General features: G+C 67.2%; 18 protein-coding genes. 9 read left to right on the forward strand and 9 right to left on the reverse strand.

Features of this window, described 5'->3' with window-relative positions:
* Positions 1 to 59: 59 nt before the first annotated feature.
* The 4 genes from MU582_15535 to MU582_15550 are packed head-to-tail and all read left to right on the forward strand — an operon-like array spanning position 60 to position 5,795.
* On the forward strand, positions 60 to 2,567 hold the full coding sequence (locus MU582_15535; protein UPK73837.1) for a DUF2961 domain-containing protein: 2,508 nt from the start codon (positions 60 to 62) through the stop codon (positions 2,565 to 2,567).
* Positions 2,564 to 4,261, forward strand: a complete 1,698-nt coding sequence (locus MU582_15540) for a glycoside hydrolase (GenBank protein UPK73838.1) — start codon at positions 2,564 to 2,566, stop codon at positions 4,259 to 4,261. The genes MU582_15535 and MU582_15540 overlap by 4 nt, the downstream gene beginning before the upstream one ends.
* A complete protein-coding gene (locus tag MU582_15545; GenBank protein ID UPK73839.1) occupies positions 4,258 to 4,893 on the forward strand; it encodes an SIS domain-containing protein in 636 nt (211 codons plus the stop codon). The genes MU582_15540 and MU582_15545 overlap by 4 nt, the downstream gene beginning before the upstream one ends.
* Positions 4,890 to 5,795 carry a ribokinase gene (locus tag MU582_15550; GenBank protein UPK73840.1) on the forward strand — a complete coding sequence of 302 codons (906 nt, stop codon included), beginning with the start codon at positions 4,890 to 4,892 and terminating at the stop codon, positions 5,793 to 5,795. The genes MU582_15545 and MU582_15550 overlap by 4 nt, the downstream gene beginning before the upstream one ends.
* Before the next feature lie 692 nt (positions 5,796 to 6,487).
* On the opposite strand, the gene MU582_15555 is transcribed toward MU582_15550, so the two are convergent.
* From MU582_15555 to MU582_15570, 4 genes are all read right to left on the reverse strand, one after another.
* Positions 6,488 to 7,018 (reverse strand): PH domain-containing protein, encoded by a 531-nt coding sequence (locus MU582_15555; GenBank protein UPK73841.1) that lies wholly within the window; start codon positions 7,016 to 7,018, stop codon positions 6,488 to 6,490.
* Between the two features lie 9 nt (positions 7,019 to 7,027).
* Entirely contained in the window at positions 7,028 to 7,195 is a 168-nt protein-coding gene (locus MU582_15560) for a hypothetical protein (GenBank protein UPK73842.1), read from the reverse strand.
* A gap of 104 nt (positions 7,196 to 7,299) precedes the next feature.
* Entirely contained in the window at positions 7,300 to 8,274 is a 975-nt protein-coding gene (gene meaB, locus MU582_15565; protein UPK73843.1) for a methylmalonyl Co-A mutase-associated GTPase MeaB, read from the reverse strand.
* A gap of 9 nt (positions 8,275 to 8,283) precedes the next feature.
* On the reverse strand, positions 8,284 to 9,483 hold the full coding sequence (locus MU582_15570; GenBank protein ID UPK73844.1) for an acetyl-CoA C-acetyltransferase: 1,200 nt from the start codon (positions 9,481 to 9,483) through the stop codon (positions 8,284 to 8,286).
* A gap of 126 nt (positions 9,484 to 9,609) precedes the next feature.
* Here MU582_15570 and mce point away from each other — a divergent pair, with 126 nt between their 5' ends.
* A complete protein-coding gene (gene mce, locus MU582_15575) occupies positions 9,610 to 10,047 on the forward strand; it encodes a methylmalonyl-CoA epimerase (protein UPK73845.1) in 438 nt (145 codons plus the stop codon).
* 110 nt (positions 10,048 to 10,157) lie between these two features.
* Here mce and MU582_15580 read toward each other — a convergent pair whose 3' ends face one another.
* The 4 genes from MU582_15580 to MU582_15595 form a co-directional block, all read right to left on the reverse strand.
* Positions 10,158 to 10,775 (reverse strand): sensor domain-containing protein, encoded by a 618-nt coding sequence (locus tag MU582_15580; protein UPK73846.1) that lies wholly within the window; start codon positions 10,773 to 10,775, stop codon positions 10,158 to 10,160.
* A gap of 64 nt (positions 10,776 to 10,839) precedes the next feature.
* Entirely contained in the window at positions 10,840 to 11,703 is an 864-nt protein-coding gene (locus tag MU582_15585; GenBank protein UPK73847.1) for a biotin-dependent carboxyltransferase family protein, read from the reverse strand.
* Complete coding sequence (locus MU582_15590; protein ID UPK73848.1) at positions 11,700 to 12,323, reverse strand: allophanate hydrolase subunit 1; 624 nt, start codon at positions 12,321 to 12,323, stop codon at positions 11,700 to 11,702. Before MU582_15590 ends, MU582_15585 begins: the two co-directional genes overlap by 4 nt.
* A complete protein-coding gene (locus tag MU582_15595) occupies positions 12,320 to 13,078 on the reverse strand; it encodes a LamB/YcsF family protein (protein UPK73849.1) in 759 nt (252 codons plus the stop codon). Before MU582_15595 ends, MU582_15590 begins: the two co-directional genes overlap by 4 nt.
* 121 nt (positions 13,079 to 13,199) lie before the next feature.
* Between MU582_15595 and MU582_15600 the strand changes: the two genes are divergently transcribed.
* From MU582_15600 to MU582_15610, 3 genes are all read left to right on the forward strand, one after another.
* The gene (locus MU582_15600; protein ID UPK73850.1) at positions 13,200 to 14,372 is read left to right on the forward strand and encodes an acyltransferase; all 1,173 of its coding nucleotides are present in this window, start codon (positions 13,200 to 13,202) and stop codon (positions 14,370 to 14,372) included.
* A 95-nt stretch (positions 14,373 to 14,467) separates the two neighbouring features.
* Positions 14,468 to 15,805 carry a crotonyl-CoA carboxylase/reductase gene (gene ccrA, locus MU582_15605; GenBank protein UPK73851.1) on the forward strand — a complete coding sequence of 446 codons (1,338 nt, stop codon included), beginning with the start codon at positions 14,468 to 14,470 and terminating at the stop codon, positions 15,803 to 15,805.
* A gap of 54 nt (positions 15,806 to 15,859) precedes the next feature.
* Entirely contained in the window at positions 15,860 to 17,242 is a 1,383-nt protein-coding gene (locus MU582_15610) for an NAD(P)/FAD-dependent oxidoreductase (GenBank protein UPK73852.1), read from the forward strand.
* A gap of 10 nt (positions 17,243 to 17,252) precedes the next feature.
* Here MU582_15610 and MU582_15615 read toward each other — a convergent pair whose 3' ends face one another.
* Positions 17,253 to 17,930 (reverse strand): DedA family protein, encoded by a 678-nt coding sequence (locus tag MU582_15615; protein UPK73853.1) that lies wholly within the window; start codon positions 17,928 to 17,930, stop codon positions 17,253 to 17,255.
* 121 nt (positions 17,931 to 18,051) lie between these two features.
* Here MU582_15615 and MU582_15620 point away from each other — a divergent pair, with 121 nt between their 5' ends.
* Positions 18,052 to 19,239, forward strand: a complete 1,188-nt coding sequence (locus MU582_15620; GenBank protein UPK73854.1) for a hypothetical protein — start codon at positions 18,052 to 18,054, stop codon at positions 19,237 to 19,239.
* Positions 19,240 to 19,294 lie beyond the last annotated feature (55 nt).

The following is a 19,294-nucleotide window of genomic DNA, read 5'->3' on the forward strand; positions in this document are numbered from 1 at the left end:
CGCAGATGATGCTTGGCTCTGAAATCGATTACACCATATAGCCCGTCCGGGAGGACCCGATGGCACGCAGTGCATCGACTCTGTCCGTACGTCTGGCCGCGACTATCGCGGCACTCGGGGCGACGATCGCCATGGCCGCACCGGTCACGGCGGATGACAACCGACCAGAAATCGATGCCAGCCCAACCGTTGGCTGGCACACCTACGGCTCACTCGATCGGCTCCCGTACCTCGACCAGGGAACCAACACCCTGCAGTCGTCGAGCTACGACCGGACCGGTGGGAACGACGACGGGTTCGAGGGCACGTACTCCTGCCTGCGTGAAACCGAGGCGGGCTGTGTGATCGCCGAGGACAGCGGCGCCGGCGAGATCGACGCCATCTGGTTCACCCGCGACGGCGGCATCGTGTCGAAGACCGGCAACATCCACATCGAGCTGGACGGCGAAACCGTTCTCGACGCGCCGTTGCAGGACGTCGTCGACGGCAAGCTCGGCGAACCGTTCGCGTTCCCCCTCGTCGCGAACGGCGGGCAGAGCTCGGGCGGTGTGACCATCAAGGTCCCGATGCCGTACCGCGAGTCGATGCGGGTCACGACCACCGAGAACCCGTTGTTCCACCACGTCTCGTACCGCACGTTCGCGAGCGACGACGGCGTCGAGACCTTCGATCCCGACGAGGTGCCGACCGACGTGATCGAGACGATGCAGGCGTACGGCACGGCCGACCCGAAGCCGGCGGCCGACGGTGCCACGACCGACGACACCGAGTTCGACCTCGCGCCGGGTGCGCGCACGTCGCTCGGGTCCGTACGCGGGCCCGGCGTACTCGACGAGCTGCGCGTACGCGTGCCGCAGATCGAGGGCATTCCCGAGGACCTCTACATCACCGATGACGGCCGTGCGTTCAAGGGCGCGAGCACGTTCAAGGTCGCGATCGACCCCGAGAACGAGGGCGTACAGATCACCAAGCGCACCGACACCCTCATCGGCAACCAGCGGGCGAAGCTCATCGTCGACGGCGAAGAGGTGGGTACCTGGAAGTCCGACGAGCCCACCGGCGGCCAGTGGGAGGACCAGACCATCGAGGTCCCGGCATCGATCACGGCCGGCAAGTCCGAGCTGACCGTACGCAACGAGTTCGTCAGCAGCGACCTCGACGTCAATGAGTTCCGCTACTGGGTCGACTCGGTCAAGGGCGGTGAGGCGACGCGTACCGACACGGTCGACATCGGCCCCAGCGACGCAGGACTCGAGAGCGAGAAGGCGCACAGCTACCAGATCGAGGACCAGGTCTGGGAGGGCTACCACACCTACACGTACCCGATCGATCCTGCGCTGGAGAAGCGGCTCGCGAAGTCCGACCGGCTACTGCGCAAGCTGCGCCTGCAGGTGACCTTCGACGGCAAACGCATGGTCAACGCACCTCTTGGTGAGTTCTTCGGCTCCGGGCTCGGCGAGTCCGAGGTCACGTCGCTGATGTACGCCATGCAGACAGCCGACGACGGGTCCTACTTCTCCTGGTGGCCGATGCCGTACGCCCGCTCGGCCGAGGTCGAGCTGGTCAACCGCTCCAAGCAGACGGTCGAGGGCGCCGATGCCTCGCTCACCTCGCACCGCGATGAGGACGTACGCAAGGCCTTGACCGGCAAACGGCCGACGATGGGCTACTTCAACGCGACGAGCAAGCAGGCACATACGACGAAGGACGCCGACTGGCGATTCCTCGACGTACGCGGCAACGGCCGGTTCGTCGGCGTCAACCACACGATGACCGGGCTGATCACCGAAGGCAACATCCGCAACTACCTCGAGGGCGATGAGCGCGTCTACGTCGACGGGTCGAAGTCGCCAGCGATCTACGGGACCGGGTCCGAGGACTTCTACGAGGGCGGTTGGTACTTCAACGCGGGCGCCTTCTCCAACCCGATGAACGGCGCTCCGCTGATGAAGACGAAGTCGTTCGGCTGCGAATACCAGTGCGACTCCGCGTACCGGCTGATGCTCGCCGACGCCGTGGACTTCACCTCGTCTCTACGGTTCGGCATCGAGCACGGTCCTACGGCCAACGAGCCGGCGATCTACAGCTCGACCGCGTTCTGGTACGGCCATCGCGGTGAGCAGCGGTCCCGTGTCGTCGACACTGTCGATGTCGGCAACCGCCGTAGCGAGCGGGCGCACGACTACCGTGGCGCCGGCGCTGTCAAGCGGCTCACGTCGGTATACGAGGGCGACGACGACACCGTCGAGGTGACCGATGACATGCGGTCCACACACGAGGCCGTGTCGTTCACACTCACGGTCCCGAAGAACAACCGCGGAGTCCGTCTACGTCGTACGAGTGACCAGAAGGACGCGTACCAGAACGCCAAGGTGTTCGTGAACGGCAAGCTCGTGGGCACGTGGCTCCAGCCGCGTGGCAACAAGTCCCAACGCTGGCTCCAGGACTCCTTCGAGATCCCGACCTCGGTCTCGCGTCACCACCGCAAGTTGCGCGTCAAGGTGCAGCGAGTCAACGACTCACCGAAGTGGTCGGCGGCGAAGTACGAAGCGGTGAGCTACCAATGAGACTCCGCCGCCTTCTCGCGCTCGGTGCGGCCGGTGTCGCCGTCGTGGCCACCGTCACGGCTCCGGCACCGACGCCGGCCGCACCCGCGGCCGACAACGGCAAGCGGGCGAAGGTCGTGCAGAAGCCGTACGAGAAGGTCGAGCGCGGCGTCGGTGCGGGCGAACGTTTCCGCATCTACGACCCCTCGGCCGGCGAGTCCGAGCAGTGGTACATCAACGACCACACGTTCGTCCAAGGGCCCGACGGCACCTGGCATATGTTCGGCATCACCCATGAGGAGCCGGCGAACCCACTCGACGAGACGTACTTCGCACATGCGACGGCCGACAGCCTGACCCAAGAGCAGTGGGTCAAGCAGGACCCCGTTATGCACGCCGACGTCGACAGCGGCGAGACGCACGTATGGGCGCCGTACGTGATGGAGCACGACGGCACGTACTACATGTTCTATGCGGGCGGCACCGACGACCACGAGAACTACCGGATGCAGCTCGCGACGTCGAAGGATCTCTACCACTGGGACCGTGACCCCGATAACCCCTTGTTCACCGACGGATACGACGCACGTGACCCGATGGTGCTCCGAGTCGGCGACCGCTGGGTCATGTACTACACGGCGAACAGCCGGCCCGACGGCGGCAACCACATCGTCGCGTATCGCACGAGCACGGATCTTCGGAACTGGAGCGAGCGCGGAGTGGCGCTGAAGCATCCGGTGCAGGGCACGTTCGGCGGCCCGACGGAGTCGCCGTACGTCGTACAGGACGGCGATGACTACTACCTGACGATGTGCTGCACGGCGAACTACACGGACACCCGCGTGCTGCACAGCAAGGACCCGCTGCACTTCGAGGTCGACGACGAGGTCGGCCAGATCGGGGAGCATGCATCGGAGGTCGTACGCGACGGCGACGACCTCTATGTCAGCGGTGCGGGCTGGGGGCAAGGCGGGTTGTTCCTGCGACCGCTCGACCTGGACCAAGAGCTCGTCACGACGGGGCGGATCGTCAAGACGAAGCGGTATCGCCTCGACCTGCAGACCTCGCCGCATGCGAGTATCCGGTCGATGGACGTCAAGGCGTCCAACGGTTGGCGGCGCGTACTCGACGACGACTTCCGCAGCACGGCGCCGTACCTTGCGGTCGGCAACTTCGGGAGCACCGATCCGGCGGGTGAGCCCCGGCGCATCGTCGAGAGCGCGAACTCGCGTCGACTGGGTTTGCGCGGCGTACGCCTCGGTGACGAGCCGGCGCGGGTTGACTGGAAGTTCAGGTTCGCGCCCTCGCACTTCGACATGTCGGCCGACTGGCACATCAACGGCAAGTTGCGAGCGCCCGTGTGGGAGGTCGCCATGCCTATCGACACGGCGCTGCCGCGTGTCGGCGACGACGAGGATGTCGATCGAGACACCGGCGACGTACCCGGCTTTCCGCGGTTCGCGCTGGCGAGCTCGAAACAAGCGACGGTTGCGGCCGCGTACCTGCACGACTCGGCCTGGCGACGCGATAACCGCTACGTCGATCTGGCGGGCAAGGGCTTCGTCTGGCAGGCATTCTGGAAGGCGGGCGGCGGGCAGCTGGCACGTACGACCTATCCGGGCGGCACCTGGCGGATCGGCGCAAATGCGAAGGCGCACGACCGCACGCTCGGAGAGCGTCTGTACGAGTCGCTGAATGCGGGGCGTCGGCGATGAGCGACGATCCCCTGCTCGATGTGGCCCGACAGACCCTGCTGACCGAGGCATCCGCGATCAAGGCGACGGCCGAGGAGATCGGAGCCGACTTCCGCAAGGCGGTCGAGCTGCTGGCCGCCGCGTCGGGCCGGGTCATGGTGACCGGCCTCGGCAAGTCGGGGCACATCGGACACAAGATGGCCGCGACGTTCGCGAGCACCGGAACGCCTGCTGCGTACGTGCACGCTACGGAGGCGCTGCACGGTGATTCCGGAATGGTGCAGGAAGGCGATGTTGCGATAGCGATCTCCAACTCCGGTACGACTGCCGAGGTGGTCGACTTCGCACGGCATCTGCACGCGCGCGGAATCGCGATCGTCGGGATGACAGCAGGCGGCGCCGGCTCGCCGCTCGGCGAGCTGTCGACCGTCGTGCTCGACACCAGAGTCGAACGCGAGGCCGATCCGCTCGGGCTCGCACCGACCACGTCGACGACGGTCACGTTGAGCCTCGGCGACGCGCTCGCGGCTGCGCTGATGACCCTGAGCGCATTCAGCCATTCCGACTTCCACGCGTACCACCCGGGCGGCTCGCTCGGCGCACGGCTCGCGACTGCCCGAAATCCCACCGCCCCCGAGGAGACCGCGGAGTGACACAAGGTTCGGTATGCGTGCTCGGGTCGTTCATGATGGACCTCATCACCCGCGCGCCGAGACGTCCGGTACCCGGCGAGACCCTGATCGGTTCCGACTTCTCCCAGCACCTGGGCGGCAAGGGCCTCAACCAGGCCGTCGCCGCGGCGCGCTCCGGTGCGCAGGTACGGATGATCGGCGCCGTCGGCGACGACGAGTACGGACGGCAGTTCCTCAACCGCTTGGGTGACGAGCAGATCGACGCCGAGCAGGTGATGACGACACCGCGTGGCACGGGCGTCGGTCTCCCCCTCGTCGAGCCGAGCGGGGAGAACTCGATCGTCGTCGTACCGAGGGCGAACCTCGCCGTCACCCGCGAGGACATCCGTGCGGCGGCACCAGTGCTGGAGAGCTCCGACATCGTGCTCCTGCAGCAGGAGCTCGCACCCGACGCGGTCATCGAGGCGGCGACGATCGCACGCGCTGCCGGTGTCACGGTCGTACTCAACCCTGCACCCGTCCTGGAAGGCACCCGCGACCTGCGCGGCCTCGTCGACATTCTGGTGCCCAACGAGCAGGAGGCGCGCGCCCTCGCAGGCGAAGCCGACGGCGGACCCGAGGCCGTCGGCAAGTCACTGCTCGAAGACTGGGACCTGAACGCCGTCGTACTCACCCTCGGGCACGCCGGTGCCCTCATCGTCGACCGGCAGGGCTGTACGCCGATCGCCGCGTACACCGTCGATGCGGTCGACACCGTCGGCGCCGGCGACGTCTTCTGCGGCACTCTCGCCGCGGGCCTTGCACGCAGTGAGGAGTTCCCGGCCGCGGTTCGCTACTCGAATGTCGCGGCCGCGTTGTCGGTCACTCGCTCCGGCGGTGCAGACTCCGTACCCACGTACGCCGAGGTGCAGTCGCTGCTGTAAATCCAGGGGCTTCGCCGCTGGGTTTCTGCTTCCCTCGGTGCGGCCGCACACCTGCCCGATTCCTCGTCGCTGTCGGCCTTCTGCTTCCTTCGGTTGGGGGAGAGACGCGGCGACGCGCGGAGCCGCCACTTCGGTTCGGTTGCTTGGCGGCTCTCCCGTAACCTTAATATGGGATCAGGGTAAGGTGAGTGGCTTCCCAAGGACGATTGCCGCTCTCCACGGCGAGTGTCCCTTGGGACAGCGATCATTTGCCTTGGGGCGTACGACTGTCGGGTGCGGTTTGCCTTGGTACCAAGGCAAACCGCACCGCGACCGGAGCGCGCGACGCGAATGAGTGGACTCCTGCCACAGTGGCCCCGTACGTACCAACGAGCACGGCAAGGACTCACTTTGCACGGTGTCGCTGCCATGCAAAGCGGCACTTCACCATGTCTACTTGGTAAACCACCACCCACCGACCCCGCAAAAGCCAACCGAATCGGGTTAGCCGGCAAGCAAGCCGAGCCCCGTAGCTGCGTCTCCCGCGTCGCCGCGTCTTTTGCCCGGCCGAGGTAGCGGGGAAGCCGACAGCGAGCGGAGTCGGGCAGTCGGGTGGTCGTGCCAGCAGGCGAGGGAAAGCCGACAGCGACGAGGACCGGAGGGGCGAGTAGTCGACATCAACGACTACGCGCCGAACTCGTCGGAGCGAACCCTCAGATGCCCTTCTTCGGACCACGCAGACCGGAGCGCTGGATGACGCTCTGGATCGTGAGGTTGCGCGCGTTCGGGTCGCCGATCGCGCGGATGTCGCGTAGGCCCTGCTCCTGCGCTGCGGTCTCGAAGACGAAGTGCCCGTAACCGAGGATGCGGCCGATGAACGGCTTGTTGACCGTGATGTCGAGGATTCGCGCGATCGGCATCGTCGCGACCTTCTGGGTGAAGACTCCGCTCGCGCGGAACACGCGCATGTTCGTGATCACGAACAGGTCCATGTGCTCGCACATCATGCGATAGCCGCCGAACAGCAGGAGCCCGAACCCGACGAGCAGGAAGAACCAGCCCAGCTCGATCGGGCCGATCACGGCGATGACGAGGGCTAGTACACCGCCGAGCGAGAAGAGGATGCCGCGCACGTACGCGACCCAGTGGTGTTCGACGATGTCGATGACATGCTCGCCCTCATCGGCCAGCAGATGCTGGTGGATCTTCTGTTCGGGCAGTAACCCGAGGAGATGGCGGAGCACATCGTCTCACTAGGAGGCAAGGCGTTCGAAGAAGTTGACGACCTGGTTGAAGCCGCTGACGACCGCGTCGACGATGCCTTGAATGAAGTCCGCTGACTGGCCGGGGCGGGTGAACAGGAAGTACAGCAAGAAGCCCACGACCAGAATGATGATCGCTTTCTTGATGAGACCGTTCATAGCTCCAGTCCAGGTCGCCGTTACGTGAACACAAGTGTGCACGCTCTTTATAGCGAGGTCGATCCGCCACACCGCAAAGGCGCGCCGCGCGTATTCCGCTGCGTTCAGGGATCCCTGTGCAGTACGGCCTCGAGAAGTACGTCGGCTGCGGCGTACGGGTCGCTCTCTTGTGCGAGCACCGAGTGTGCCAGGTCATCGAGGCCGCTGCCAGCATGGACACGCGCAAGCCTGCCTCGTAATGTGGCAAGGGCGATCGCGGCAATCTCATCACGTGCGCGATGAGCCCGGCGACGCTGCAGTTCGCCCGTGTCGGCCAGCCATCGGCGGTGCTTGTCGAGCCGGTCGGCGACCTCGTCGATGCCCGTTCCGGTGCTCGCAACGGTCAGCAGGATCGGCGGCTTCCACGCGTCGGCCGGTCGCGAGCTCGGAGCAAGCATCGTACGAAGGTCGCGGCGTACCTCGGCGGCGCCGTCGCGATCGGCCTTGTTGACCACGTAGAGGTCGCCGACCTCGAGGATCCCTGCCTTCGCCGCTTGGATGCCGTCGCCCATTCCCGGTGCCAGCAACACGATCGTGGTGTCGGCGAGGCCCGCGATCTCGACCTCCGACTGACCGACACCGACGGTCTCGACGATCACGATGTCGCATCCGGCGGCATCGAGTACGCGAAGCGCCTGCGGGGTCGCCATCGACAGCCCGCCCAATTGGCCGCGGGTCGCCATCGAGCGGACGAACACACCAGGGTCGGTCGCATGGACCTGCATCCGGATCCGATCGCCGAGCAATGCGCCTCCGGAGAACGGCGACGACGGGTCGATGGCGAGTACGCCGACCCGATGACCCGCCTTGCGCAGAGCGGTGACGAGTGCCGACGTCGACGTCGACTTACCGACACCCGGGGCACCGGTGATCCCGAGGACATGCGCGCGTCCGGTGTGCGGCGCGAGCAGGGCGGTGACCTCCCGCAGCAGCGGAGATTCCTGCTCGACCAGTGAGATCAGCCTGCCGACCGCGCGCGCGTCACCGGCGCGTGCACGCTCGACCAGCTCAGCCGGATCGGGCGTACGCGCCTGCGCCATCGACGCGGCTCAGCGCTTGGGTACGCGTACGATCAGCGCGTCGCCCTGTCCGCCGCCTCCGCACAGGGCCGCGGCGCCGACTCCCCCGCCACGACGGGCCAGCTCCAGCGCGAGATGCAAAGTGATGCGCGCACCGCTCATGCCGATCGGGTGACCGAGTGCGATCGCGCCACCGTTGACGTTGACCCGATCCGTGTCTATACCGAGCTCGCGAGCGCTGGCGATGCCGACGGCGGCGAACGCCTCGTTGATCTCGATCAGGTCGAGATCCGACGGCTCGATGCCTTCCTTGACGCAGGCCTTCACGATCGCGTTGGCCGGCTGCATCTGCAAGGTGGAGTCCGGTCCGGCGACGACACCCGCGGCACCGATCTCGGCGATCCAGGACAGGCCGAGCTCCTCGGCCTTGCGCTTGCTCATCACGACGACCGCGGCAGCGCCGTCGGAGATCTGCGACGCCGACCCGGCCGTGATGGTGCCGTCCTTGGCGAACGAGGGACGCAGCTTCGCGAGGGTCTCGACGGTAGTGTCGGCGCGTACGCCCTCATCGGCCGAGACGACGACGGGGTCGCCGCGGCGGGAAGGGATCTCGACGGGCACGATCTCGTCGTCGAACACGCCGTTCTTCTGCGCCTCTGCAGCGCGCTGATGGGATCGGGCGCTGAAGTCGTCCTGTTCCTCGCGGGTCAGGTTGAGCCCGTCGGTGTTGCATTGCTCGGTGAGTCCACCCATCGCCTGGTCGGTGAGGGCATCCCAGAGGCCGTCGTACGCCATGTGGTCGACGAGCGTCGTGTCGCCGTACTTGGTGCCCTCACGCGACTTCGGCAGCAGGTGCGGCGCCTGGGTCATGGACTCCTGGCCACCGGCTACGATGATCTCGTGCTCACCCGCGCGGATGAGCTGGTCGGCCATCGCGATCGCGTTGATACCCGAGAGGCACACCTTGTTGATCGAGATCGCGGGGATGTCGAGTGGAATGCCCGCCTTGGCCGCTGCCTGCCGCGCGGGCACCTGCCCGGCGCCGGCCTGCAGGACCTGCCCCATGATCACGTACTCGACGGATTCGGGAGCGACGCCGCCTCGCTCGAGCGCGCTCTTGATGGCGACGGCGCCGAGATCGGCTGCGGACTGCGTCTTCAGACCGCCGAGTAGGCGGCCGATCGGCGTACGTGCGCCGGCGACGATGACGGACGTGGTGGACTCAGGCATCGGAACTCCTCGGATGGCGACCTTCGTCGATCGTAACGAGCGAGCGTCGCCGTGGGGCGGGGCCGTGCTCCACATCACGTTCGGCTGCGATGGCCGCGCATGCGTCGTTGCACCTATGTTGCTGTCATGGTTCCCACCGATTTGCTGCTCGCCATCGACCATGTCGGCATCGCCGTCGCGGATCTCGATGCGGCCAAGGAGTTCTACGCCTCGACCTTCGGGCTGCAGACGGTGCACGAGGAGACGAACGAGGAGCAGGGCGTACGCGAGGCGATGCTCGCCGTCGGCGACTCCGGTTCGTGCATCCAGCTACTGGCGCCGCTGCACGAGGGTTCGACGATCGCGAAGTTCCTGGACCGGCACGGCCCGGGCATCCAGCAGCTCGCGTACCGGGTGTCCGACATCGACACCGTGTCAGCGACTCTTCGCGACAAGGGCGTTCGGCTGCTGTACGAGGAGCCGAGGCGCGGCACATCGGACAGCCGGGTGAACTTCGTACATCCCAAGGACGCGGGCGGTGTGTTGGTGGAGCTGGTCGAGCCGCGTAGCGACGAAGGAGCGTAGCGGCGAGCGCGACCATCAGCACCGTGAGCTGGTCGAGCCGCGTAGCGGCGAGCGCGACCATCAGCACCGTGAGCTGGTCGAGCCGCGTAGCGACGCAGGAGCGTAGCGACTCACTGAGGGCCGGGCGTACCCACCTGCTCGGGCGCGAGCACAGCCCGCGACAACCCGGACTGCCCGCCTGCCAGACCGCGTATGACGGGAACGATCGTGAGAGCGAACGCCAGCCCGATGCCGACCGTGAGGGCGATCTCGCCGGTTGAGGAGTCGATCCCGATCAGCTCGGCCAGATTCTGGTCATCGGATCCGTCCGGCAGCGCCCAGCGCCACAACGGATAGCTCAGACCGCCGAGCGCACCCGCCCACCATGCGATCGTCAACGACCAAGCGATGATCGCCGTCGGGAAGGTCACGATCGCGTGCAGAGCGTCGAGCCACGCGCGCTTGTCTCGGATCGCATCGAGCGAACCGCGCCATCCAGCGCGAACTGCGACCCGCTCCGGCGCGGGTACGGGCATGCCGAGGGCACGCAGGCGAAGTCGTTCGACGGATGCGAAACCGCGGGCAACCAGCAGGCTGAGTGCGAGCAGCGGCAGTCCGACGACGATCGGCAAGAGACCCACCGAAACTGCGATCGCCGTCACGACCGCGGTGAACGAGCCGATGGCGATGGGCAGGCTGGGTAGCAGGTAGGTGTTGTCGCGGCGGAACTGCACAAGTCGATTCGTCATGCCGACAACTCTTGTCGCGCCGGCGGCGACCTGCGATGGATCTGAATCCCCGATCGGGGTGGGGCTAGGCCGCCACCCAGGAGAACCGGACCTGCTGGCCGGGGCGTACCTGGGCGGCACGGTCGACGTCGGCGTCGATGACGACGGCGACGACCGGGTACCCGCCTGTGACCGGGTGGTCGGCGAGAAACACGACGGGTTGCCCGCCGGGCGGCACTTGGACCGCTCCCCGCCAGGCTCCCTCGCTCGGGAGCTGTCCGGCGGACTCGTGCGCAGGCGTGATCCGGCCGCCCTCCAGGCGCATACCGATTCGGTTGGAGTCAGGCGACGCCGTCCACACGGAGTCGACGAGTACGTCGGGCTCGGCGATGTGCCCATCGCGCGGTCCGCGGACCACTCGCAACTCGACGTCGGTGCCTGGAGGCGACACGGGCGCCACGTCGACGCGGGGTTGCCCGCTCACCTCGGACCCGACGGAGAGCACGTCGCCCGGTTGCAGCGGCGCGGGGCCGAGCTCGGACATGACGTCGTAGCTGCGTGACCCGAGCACCACGGGCGCGTCGATGCCACCACGGACGGCGAAGTACGACCGCAGTCCGGTCGGCGGGATGCCCATCGTCAGCCGGGCGCCAGCACGCAGGAACTCGACCGAGTACGTCGCGACGGAAGAACCGTCGACGTGCATCGGCGCCGGCGCACCGGTCACAGCCACCCACAGGTCCGACCTCGCGATGACCTCGAGGCCACCGAGCGTCACCTCGATCGCCGCCGCTCCCCCGACGTTCCCGAGCAGCCGGTTGGCGAGGTCGTACGACCGTCGGTCGGCCGCCCCCGAGACACCGACGCCGATCTGAGCCAGACCGCGTCGGCCACGATCCTCGATGAGCGCCAAGGCACCGGGGCGTACGACCTCCAGAGCGCGGCTCATCGCAGCTCCGTGAACCGCACGACGGAGCCTGGGGCGAGCAGCGCCGGCGGGTCTCGGTCGAGGTCCCACAGCACCCGCTCGGTCGTACCGATCAGCTGCCACCCGCCGGGTGACGATCGCGGGTACACACCGCTGAACTCGCCGGCCAACCCGACGGCACCCGCAGGGACGCGCGTACGCGCCTCGTCACGTCTGCGCACGCGAAGCGCCGGGTCGCCGCCGACGAGGTACGCGAAACCCGGAGCGAACCCACCGAACGCGACCCGCCAGGTCGTTGCGGTGTGTGCACGGACGACCTCGCGCTCCGTGAGCCCTGTCAGCATTGCGACCTCGGCCAAGTCGGGGCCGTCGTACCGCACCGGAATCTCCACCTGTGGTGCAGAAGCCGAACCGTCATCCGAGCCGCTGTCGGGGTCGACGGCGAGTAGGAGCCGCTCCAGGTCGGCGACACCGACATCGGCCCGGCCGACCACCAGCACCGAGCGGGCGGCGGGCACGATGTCGTCGACCTCGGGCAGCGCCGCCGCCCTGAGCGCATCGGACCATTCGACGACCCGCGCCGTGTCGTCGAACTCGGCGAGCACCGCGCGGTCGCCGTACGGAAGCAGGGCCGGGCTCACGCGAACGGCGCGATCTCGACACCGGCCGCGGCGAGGCGCGCGCGTACCTCCGAGGCCATCGCAACCGCGCCCGGCGAGTCGCCGTGAACGCACACCGAGTCGGCCTCTATCCGTACGTGGGAGCCGTCGACCGCGCGGATCGGGTCACCTCTCACCATCGCGAGGACTCGCTCGGCGACCAGGTCCGGATCGTCGAGGACGGCACCCGGATCGCGTCTGCTGACCAGGGTCGCCTCCCGCGTATAAGCACGATCGGCGAAGGCCTCGCGTACGGTTCGCAGCCCGGCAGACTCGGCGCGCTCGAGCAGTTTCGACCCCGGCAGCCCCAGCACCGGGAGCATCGCGTCGTACGACCGCACGGCCTCGACGATCGCCCGTGCGTGCTCGTCGTGGTGGACGGCCGCGTTGTACAGCGCCCCGTGCGGTTTGACGTACGCGACGGCGGAACCTGCGACCTTCGCGAACGCCTCGAGCGCGCCGATCTGGTAGAGCACATCGTCGGTGAGCTCGGCGAAGGTCGCATCGATGAAGCGGCGACCGAACCCGGCGAGGTCGTGGTACGCGACCTGCGCCCCGATCCGTACGCCGTTGTCCGCGGCGGTTCGACACGTCGTCCGTAGCGTCGACGGGTCGCCGGCATGGAAGCCGCAGGCGACGTTGGCGCTGGTGACGATGCCGAGCATCGCCTCGTCGTCGCCGAGGTCCCAGCGCCCGTACGACTCGCCGACGTCGCTGTTCAGATCGATGGTCACCATATGCCCTAACGCTCCCATTGACATGTACGCACGGTTAACGCTAGTGGGCGGGGTGTCGATTTGGTAACGAAGAGCAGCGCACGTACCGTTGCCGGGTCGCCGTCTGAGGAGTTGTTCGTCAATGCGTGTCGCGCAGGTGCGCCCGCTGACCGGTCTTCGGTTCTTTGCGGCACTGTGGGTCGCGCTCTACCATCTGACCCGCGCCAACCGCGACGTGATGATGAACCAGTTCCCGAACTCTTGGGACATCTGGCAGCCCGTCGCGATGACCGGCGTCCGCGGTGTCGACCTGTTCTTCATCCTCTCCGGCTACGTACTCGCCCTCAACTATCTCGACCGCATCGGGGGCCGCTTCTCGTTTCGCGACAGCGGGCGATTCATCTGGGCACGGCTGGCCAGGATCTGGCCGCTCTACATCGTGGCGATCCATCTTTGCGGAGCGCTCGTACTGGTCCGCCACTTCTGGTTCGACACGGGACACACCGACCGGATGACCGGCGCTTCGTACCTCCGGCAGCTGCTGCTGATTCAGGAGTGGTCGTTGACCGGCGACCGGGTCAAGACCTGGGCCGGGCCGGGATGGTCGCTGTCGGCGGAGTGGTTCGCGTACCTGTTGTTCCCGCTGCTCGCTCTGATCGTCTTGCGCGTGGCGGTCGTAGCGCGGAGCCGGACACTCGCCGGTCTGACCATGATGGCGATCGTGCCGCTGATGATCGTCAATGTCACCCAGCAAAGCTTCGGCGGAGACGGCTGGGTCATCCGGATCGTCTGCGAGTTCGTGGCCGGCATGCTGCTGTTCGCCGTCATCCGCAAGCTCCACCTGAGCGATTTCCAGCGGCACATCGCGGGAGTCGGCACGATCGTGATTCTCGCGGCGATCCTGGCGGTCATGTACGTCGGCGACAACCTCTGGCAGCGCGGTTTCGTTGTCGTCCTGTTCGTCCCGCTGATCGCCTGCCTAGCGGTCGGCAAGGGGCCGGTCGAGGCGGTGCTGAGTACGAAGCTGCTGGTGCTCGGCGGCGGAGTCTCGTTCGCGTTCTATCTCATCCACACCAGCGTCCTCCACTTCTACCGCGACCTCGCCGAGCACTACGGGTGGGCGGCCGCTCAGCCGCTGTGGTCGTGGGTCGGTGAGGTGGCGATGCTCGCCGTCATCGTCGGCATGGCGTACCTGCTGTTCCGTTACGTGGAAGAACCCGCACGGCGCTCCATGCGCGGCATGCTCGACCTCCGACTCGGCGACACCCCCGCCTCGGAAGGCGAACGCGAGGCGGTCCCGACGCGCGTCGGCTGACCTCCGCAGCCACTGCGAGGTCCATCACACACGGGTGCACGACGAGGCTACTCGTCGGTACGCTCACGGCCACCACGCCGACCTCAGGAGCCCCTGTGCAACAGATTCTCGATGCGATCATGGCCGACGGCACGACGAGTGCGGACTTCGCCGCGCTCGACGTACCGCAGTCGTACCGCGGCGTCACGGTACGAAAAGACGAGGTCGACCTGTTCGAAGGACGCGAGTCGAAGGACAAGGACCCGCGCGAGAGTCTCCACGTGGACGAGGTCCCGGTGCCCGAGCTCGCGCCCGGTGAGGCCCTCGTCGCGGTGATGGCGAGTGCGATCAACTACAACACCGTCTGGACGAGCATCTTCGAGCCGATGCCGACCTTCGGTTTCCTCGAGCGGTACGGGCGCACGTCGCCGTTCGCGAAGCGGCACGACCAGCCGTACCACGTTGTCGGATCCGACCTCGCCGGCGTCGTCTTGCGTACCGGTCCCGGCGTACACAGCTGGCAGCCCGGCCAGGAAGTCGTCGCGCACTGCCTGTCCGTCGAGCTGGAGAGCCCCGACGGCCACAACGACACGATGATGGATCCCGAGCAGCGCATCTGGGGCTTCGAGACGAACTTCGGCGGGCTCGCCGAGCTCGCGATCGTGAAGGCCAACCAGCTGATGCCGAAGCCGGACCATCTGTCCTGGGAGGAGGCCGCGAGCCCGGGCCTGGTCAACTCCACGGCGTACCGGCAGCTCGTCTCACGCAACGGCGCCGATATGAAGCAAGGCGACACGGTTTTGATTTGGGGAGCATCGGGCGGGCTCGGCTCGTACGCGACGCAGATGGCGCTCAACGGCGGCGCCACTCCCGTGTGCGTCGTGTCGTCGCCGCAGAAGGCAGACATCGTCCGCCGGATGGGCGCCGAACTGATCATCGACCGTTCGGAGGAGGGCTACGCCTTCTGGAAGGACGAACACAATCAGGATCCCAAGGAGTGGCGCCGGCTCGGTGCGAAGATCCGCGAGCTGACCGGTGGAGACGATCCCGACATCGTGTTCGAGCACCCGGGCCGTGAGACGTTCGGAGCAAGCGTGTTCGTCGCCCGCAAGGGCGGCACGATCGTCACCTGCGCATCGACGTCGGGGTATCTGCATCAGTACGACAACCGTTACCTCTGGATGAACCTGAAGAAGATCCTCAGCTCGCACTTCGCGAACTACCGCGAGGCGTGGGAGGCCAACCGGCTGATCGACAAGGGACTCATCCACCCGACCGTCTCGAAGGTCTATCCGATGGCAGAGACCGGGCAGGCCGCGCTCGACGTCCACCGCAACGCACATCAGGGCAAGGTCGGCGTACTGTGCCTCGCCCCCGAGGAGGGCCTCGGCGTACGCGACGAGGCCAAGCGGGCCAAGCACCTCGAGGCGATCAACCGCTTCCGCGGCGTCTGAACCCAGATCCGGCAATCGGCGGACACGCCGCCTCGACCGTGCTTTCGTTGAAGGGTGCCCCGCACGGTTGAAGCCGACTATCTCGTGGTCGGCGCCGGCGCCACCGGGATGGCATTCACCGACGCGCTGGTCGACCACGCAGACGTGCGGGTTGCCGTCGTAGACCGGCGGCACGGACCCGGCGGGCATTGGCTCGACGCCTACCCGTTCGTCCGCTTGCACCAAGCGTCGGCGTTCTATGGAGTCGCGTCGACGCTGCTCGGCAGCGGTCGCGTACAGGATCACGGTCCGGAGGCGGGGCTGCAAGAGCGGGCCTCGGCCGTTGAGATCCGCGCGTACTACGACAGGGTGCTCGCCGAGCGACTGGTCGGGTCCGGGAAGGTCGAGTTCCTCGCCTGCTGTGAGTACCTCGGAGAGCGAGAGATCGTGTCGCGCATCTCGGGACGACGGCTCCGCGTATCGCCGTCCTGCCGGGTCGTCGACGCGCACTATCTCGCCCCTGGGGTACCCGCTGACACCCGGCCGCCGTTCGAGGTGCTCGACGGCGCGCACGTGATCCCGGTCAACGAGCTGGCCGCCGTACAGGAACCTCCCCGTCAATACGTGATCATCGGCTCCGGAAAGACCGCTACGGATGCCTGCATCTGGTTGCTCGCGGCCGGCGTCGACGCCAATGCGATCTGTTGGGTCCGACCGCGCGACCCGTGGATGTTCAACCGTGCCGTGGTGCAGCCGGACCCGGCCGTGTTCACCGCGATGGCGGCCGACACGATGCAGGCTGCCGCAGCGGCGTACTCGCTCGACGATCTGTTCCTACGGCTCGAAGACGCGGGCGTGATGGTCCGAATCGACCGTTCGGTGCTGCCGACCATGGCGAAGACTCCGACGCTCGCTACCTGGGAACTAGAACGGTTGCGCACCGTCGAGCAGGTGGTTCGCCTCGGCCATGTACGCCGTGTCGAGCCCGGACGAATGACGCTCGACGACGGGTCGATCGCACTCGCCCGCGACACTCTGATCGTGCACTGTGCCGCCCAAGGGCTTCGGTACGCGCCGCTCGTGCCGATCTGGGGTCCGGCCGCGATCACGCTGCAACCGATCCGGGCCGGATTCCCGTGCTTCGCCGCCGCGCTCACCGGGTACGTAGAGGCCACTCGCAGCGACGACACCGAGAAGAACCGGCTCTGCCCTCCGTCGCCGTATCCGAACACGCCCGCGAGCTGGGCCAGGATGACCGTGCTCGGCACCCGTGCGGCGATGTCGTTCGGCTCCGAACCCGACATCAAGGCATGGACGAATCGAGTCGTTCTCAACCCGGCGCGGATCTCACCGGAGCATGCCCGTTCGGCTGAGCTGGACGACGCCCTCGACCGCCTACAGAGCCACGTGACCGCAGGTCTCGCGAAACTGACCGAATTGGCACGTACGACAGCGTGATCGCGATCGGTCAGGCCTCGCGCTCGCCGACCAGACCCGGCTGGTCGACTTCGCCGTCGACCTCGTCTGCGTCCGGCGCGTCGGCGTTCACATCCGGGGCACCGAGCAGTCGACGGCTGACGAAGTCGATCGCGTAACCCAGCACCAGTGCGACGGCGATCGCGATTGCCGCGCCGACCACCGGCCGGTCGCCGGTGAGCCGGCCCGCAGCGGCGCCGACAACGGCGAGATAGCAGGCCCACAACAGACATGCCGTTGCGGCGAGCGGCAGATAACGACGTGTCGGGTAGCGGGTGGCTCCGGCGACGAGGTTGACGGCGATGCGGACAACCGGAATATTTCGCCCTGTCAGGATCAGCAGCGCACCTCGACGTTCGAGGCCCTCGCGCGCCCACGCAATCACGCGTACCACCCTGGGAGTTCGCATCCAGCCGAAGCGCTCGGTTCCGATCAACCGGCCGACGGCGTACACCGATACATCACCTGCGGCGGCGCCGAGGGCGGCGCACGGCACGATCACCCACAAGGATGGATCGCCGGTCGACGCAGAGAGTGAGCCGATCGCAACGACGATCGACTCACTGGGAACCGCCGGAAGAAAGCTGTCTCCCATGCACACCAGGACGATCACGAGACCGATCCACGGCGACCCGGAGATATCCAGGACGGCAGCATTGATCGCATCCATGGTCGAACCCCCCTTGCTCGCCCTGACGGATCGCATCCAGGACGCGCTAACCTGTCACCACCATCAATACCACCCGTTCCAAACTCAATAGTTCACACACTCATCGCGCCAGAGGTAATAAATGTCAGATCAGCAAGGGCTGTCCATCTTCGAGTCCTCGGGAAGCCAACAGGGCTCCGGCCAGGCTCCGTCGTCGACCCCGGGGGTCGGCGACGCATTCCCCGTGGTGCGCCGCGGTGGCTACGACCGCGACGCGGTCGATCAGTACCTGCAGAGGCAATCCACCGAGGTCGAGCGGGCGGCCGGTGATGCCAAGGCCGCACAGTCGGAGTCCGACTCCCTCCGCCGTGAGATCGATCGGCTGAAGAAGCAGCTCCGGGAGGTCGAGGAGCCGACGTACACCGGGCTCGGCGGCCGTGCGGCGGAGATCCTCGGCCTCGCCGAGCAGCAGGCCGACGAGGTCGTCGTCAAGGCGAACAAGTCCGCCGAGGAGGTGCGCCGGCTCGCCGAGAGCGATGCGGCTGCGCTGCGCGCCCGGGCCGCGCAGGAGGCCGAGGACGTACGCACCGTTCAGCTGAAGGAGATCGAGGAGCGCCGCGAGCGGCTCATCTCCGAGGCGCAGCAGGAGCGTTCGCTGGCGAAGTCCGAGTCCGCCGACATCCGGGCGTCGGCCGAGCGCGAGGCGAGCCAGCTGCGGTTGGCCGCCGAGCAGGAGTCGAACGATCTGCTCACGAGCACCAAGCGCGAGGCAGAGAAGATCCGTGCGGGTGCCGACCGCGAGGTCACCGAGGCACGCCGTGTACTCGCCGTCGAGAAGGAGCGCCTCGCACGCGAGGCATCCGAGGCCCACGAGGCCGCCGCCGACGAGACCCGCAAGCTCGTCAAGGAGGCCGAGGAGCGGGCCGCATCGGCCGAGAAGCGGGCCAGCGAAGCCGTTGTCGAGGCGAACCGCCTGCGTGACGAGACCGGTGAAGAAGCCGATCGTCTGATCGCCCGTGCTCGTCGCGAGGCCGACCAGATCCTGTCCAACGCGAAGGTGCAGGCCGAGAAGACCGTCACCGATGCGACGTCCGACGTCGAGCGTCAGACGGCGCAGGCGCGTACCGACCTGGATCACGTGCAGCGTCGTCGCGATGCGGTCGTCACCCAGCTCGCGCAGCTGCGCGACATCGTCGCGTCGTTCGCGGGTGCCGACTTCTCGTTGCAGACGGGCATCAACTCGCCGGAGTCGGCAACCGCCGGCGCCCCGTCGAAGGATGATGCCACGGAGCAGACGCGCGTCCAGCCGGCCGTTTCGGACGAGGACTGACTCCGTAGCACCACCGCAACACAGCCAGCTCGGAGACCGACCCGGGTACCCGCTT

This window comes from Nocardioidaceae bacterium SCSIO 66511, assembly GCA_023100825.1.
In the GTDB taxonomy this organism is placed as follows: domain Bacteria; phylum Actinomycetota; class Actinomycetes; order Propionibacteriales; family Nocardioidaceae; genus Solicola.

Bases quoted from the DNA above. Each gene is read 5' to 3' on its own strand.
- MU582_15535 (UPK73837.1), top strand. From the start codon at position 60: ATGGCACGCAGTGCATCGACTCTGTCCGTACGTCTGGCCGCGACTATC.
- MU582_15540 (UPK73838.1), top strand. From the start codon at position 2,564: ATGAGACTCCGCCGCCTTCTCGCGCTCGGTGCGGCCGGTGTCGCCGTC.
- MU582_15545 (UPK73839.1), top strand. From the start codon at position 4,258: ATGAGCGACGATCCCCTGCTCGATGTGGCCCGACAGACCCTGCTGACC.
- MU582_15560 (UPK73842.1), bottom strand. From the start codon at position 7,195: ATGAACGGTCTCATCAAGAAAGCGATCATCATTCTGGTCGTGGGCTTC.
- meaB (UPK73843.1), bottom strand. From the start codon at position 8,274: ATGGCGCAGGCGCGTACGCCCGATCCGGCTGAGCTGGTCGAGCGTGCA.
- MU582_15570 (UPK73844.1), bottom strand. From the start codon at position 9,483: ATGCCTGAGTCCACCACGTCCGTCATCGTCGCCGGCGCACGTACGCCG.
- mce (UPK73845.1), top strand. From the start codon at position 9,610: ATGGTTCCCACCGATTTGCTGCTCGCCATCGACCATGTCGGCATCGCC.
- MU582_15580 (UPK73846.1), bottom strand. From the start codon at position 10,775: ATGACGAATCGACTTGTGCAGTTCCGCCGCGACAACACCTACCTGCTA.
- MU582_15585 (UPK73847.1), bottom strand. From the start codon at position 11,703: ATGAGCCGCGCTCTGGAGGTCGTACGCCCCGGTGCCTTGGCGCTCATC.
- MU582_15595 (UPK73849.1), bottom strand. From the start codon at position 13,078: ATGGTGACCATCGATCTGAACAGCGACGTCGGCGAGTCGTACGGGCGC.
- MU582_15600 (UPK73850.1), top strand. From the start codon at position 13,200: ATGCGTGTCGCGCAGGTGCGCCCGCTGACCGGTCTTCGGTTCTTTGCG.
- MU582_15615 (UPK73853.1), bottom strand. From the start codon at position 17,930: ATGGATGCGATCAATGCTGCCGTCCTGGATATCTCCGGGTCGCCGTGG.
- MU582_15620 (UPK73854.1), top strand. From the start codon at position 18,052: ATGTCAGATCAGCAAGGGCTGTCCATCTTCGAGTCCTCGGGAAGCCAA.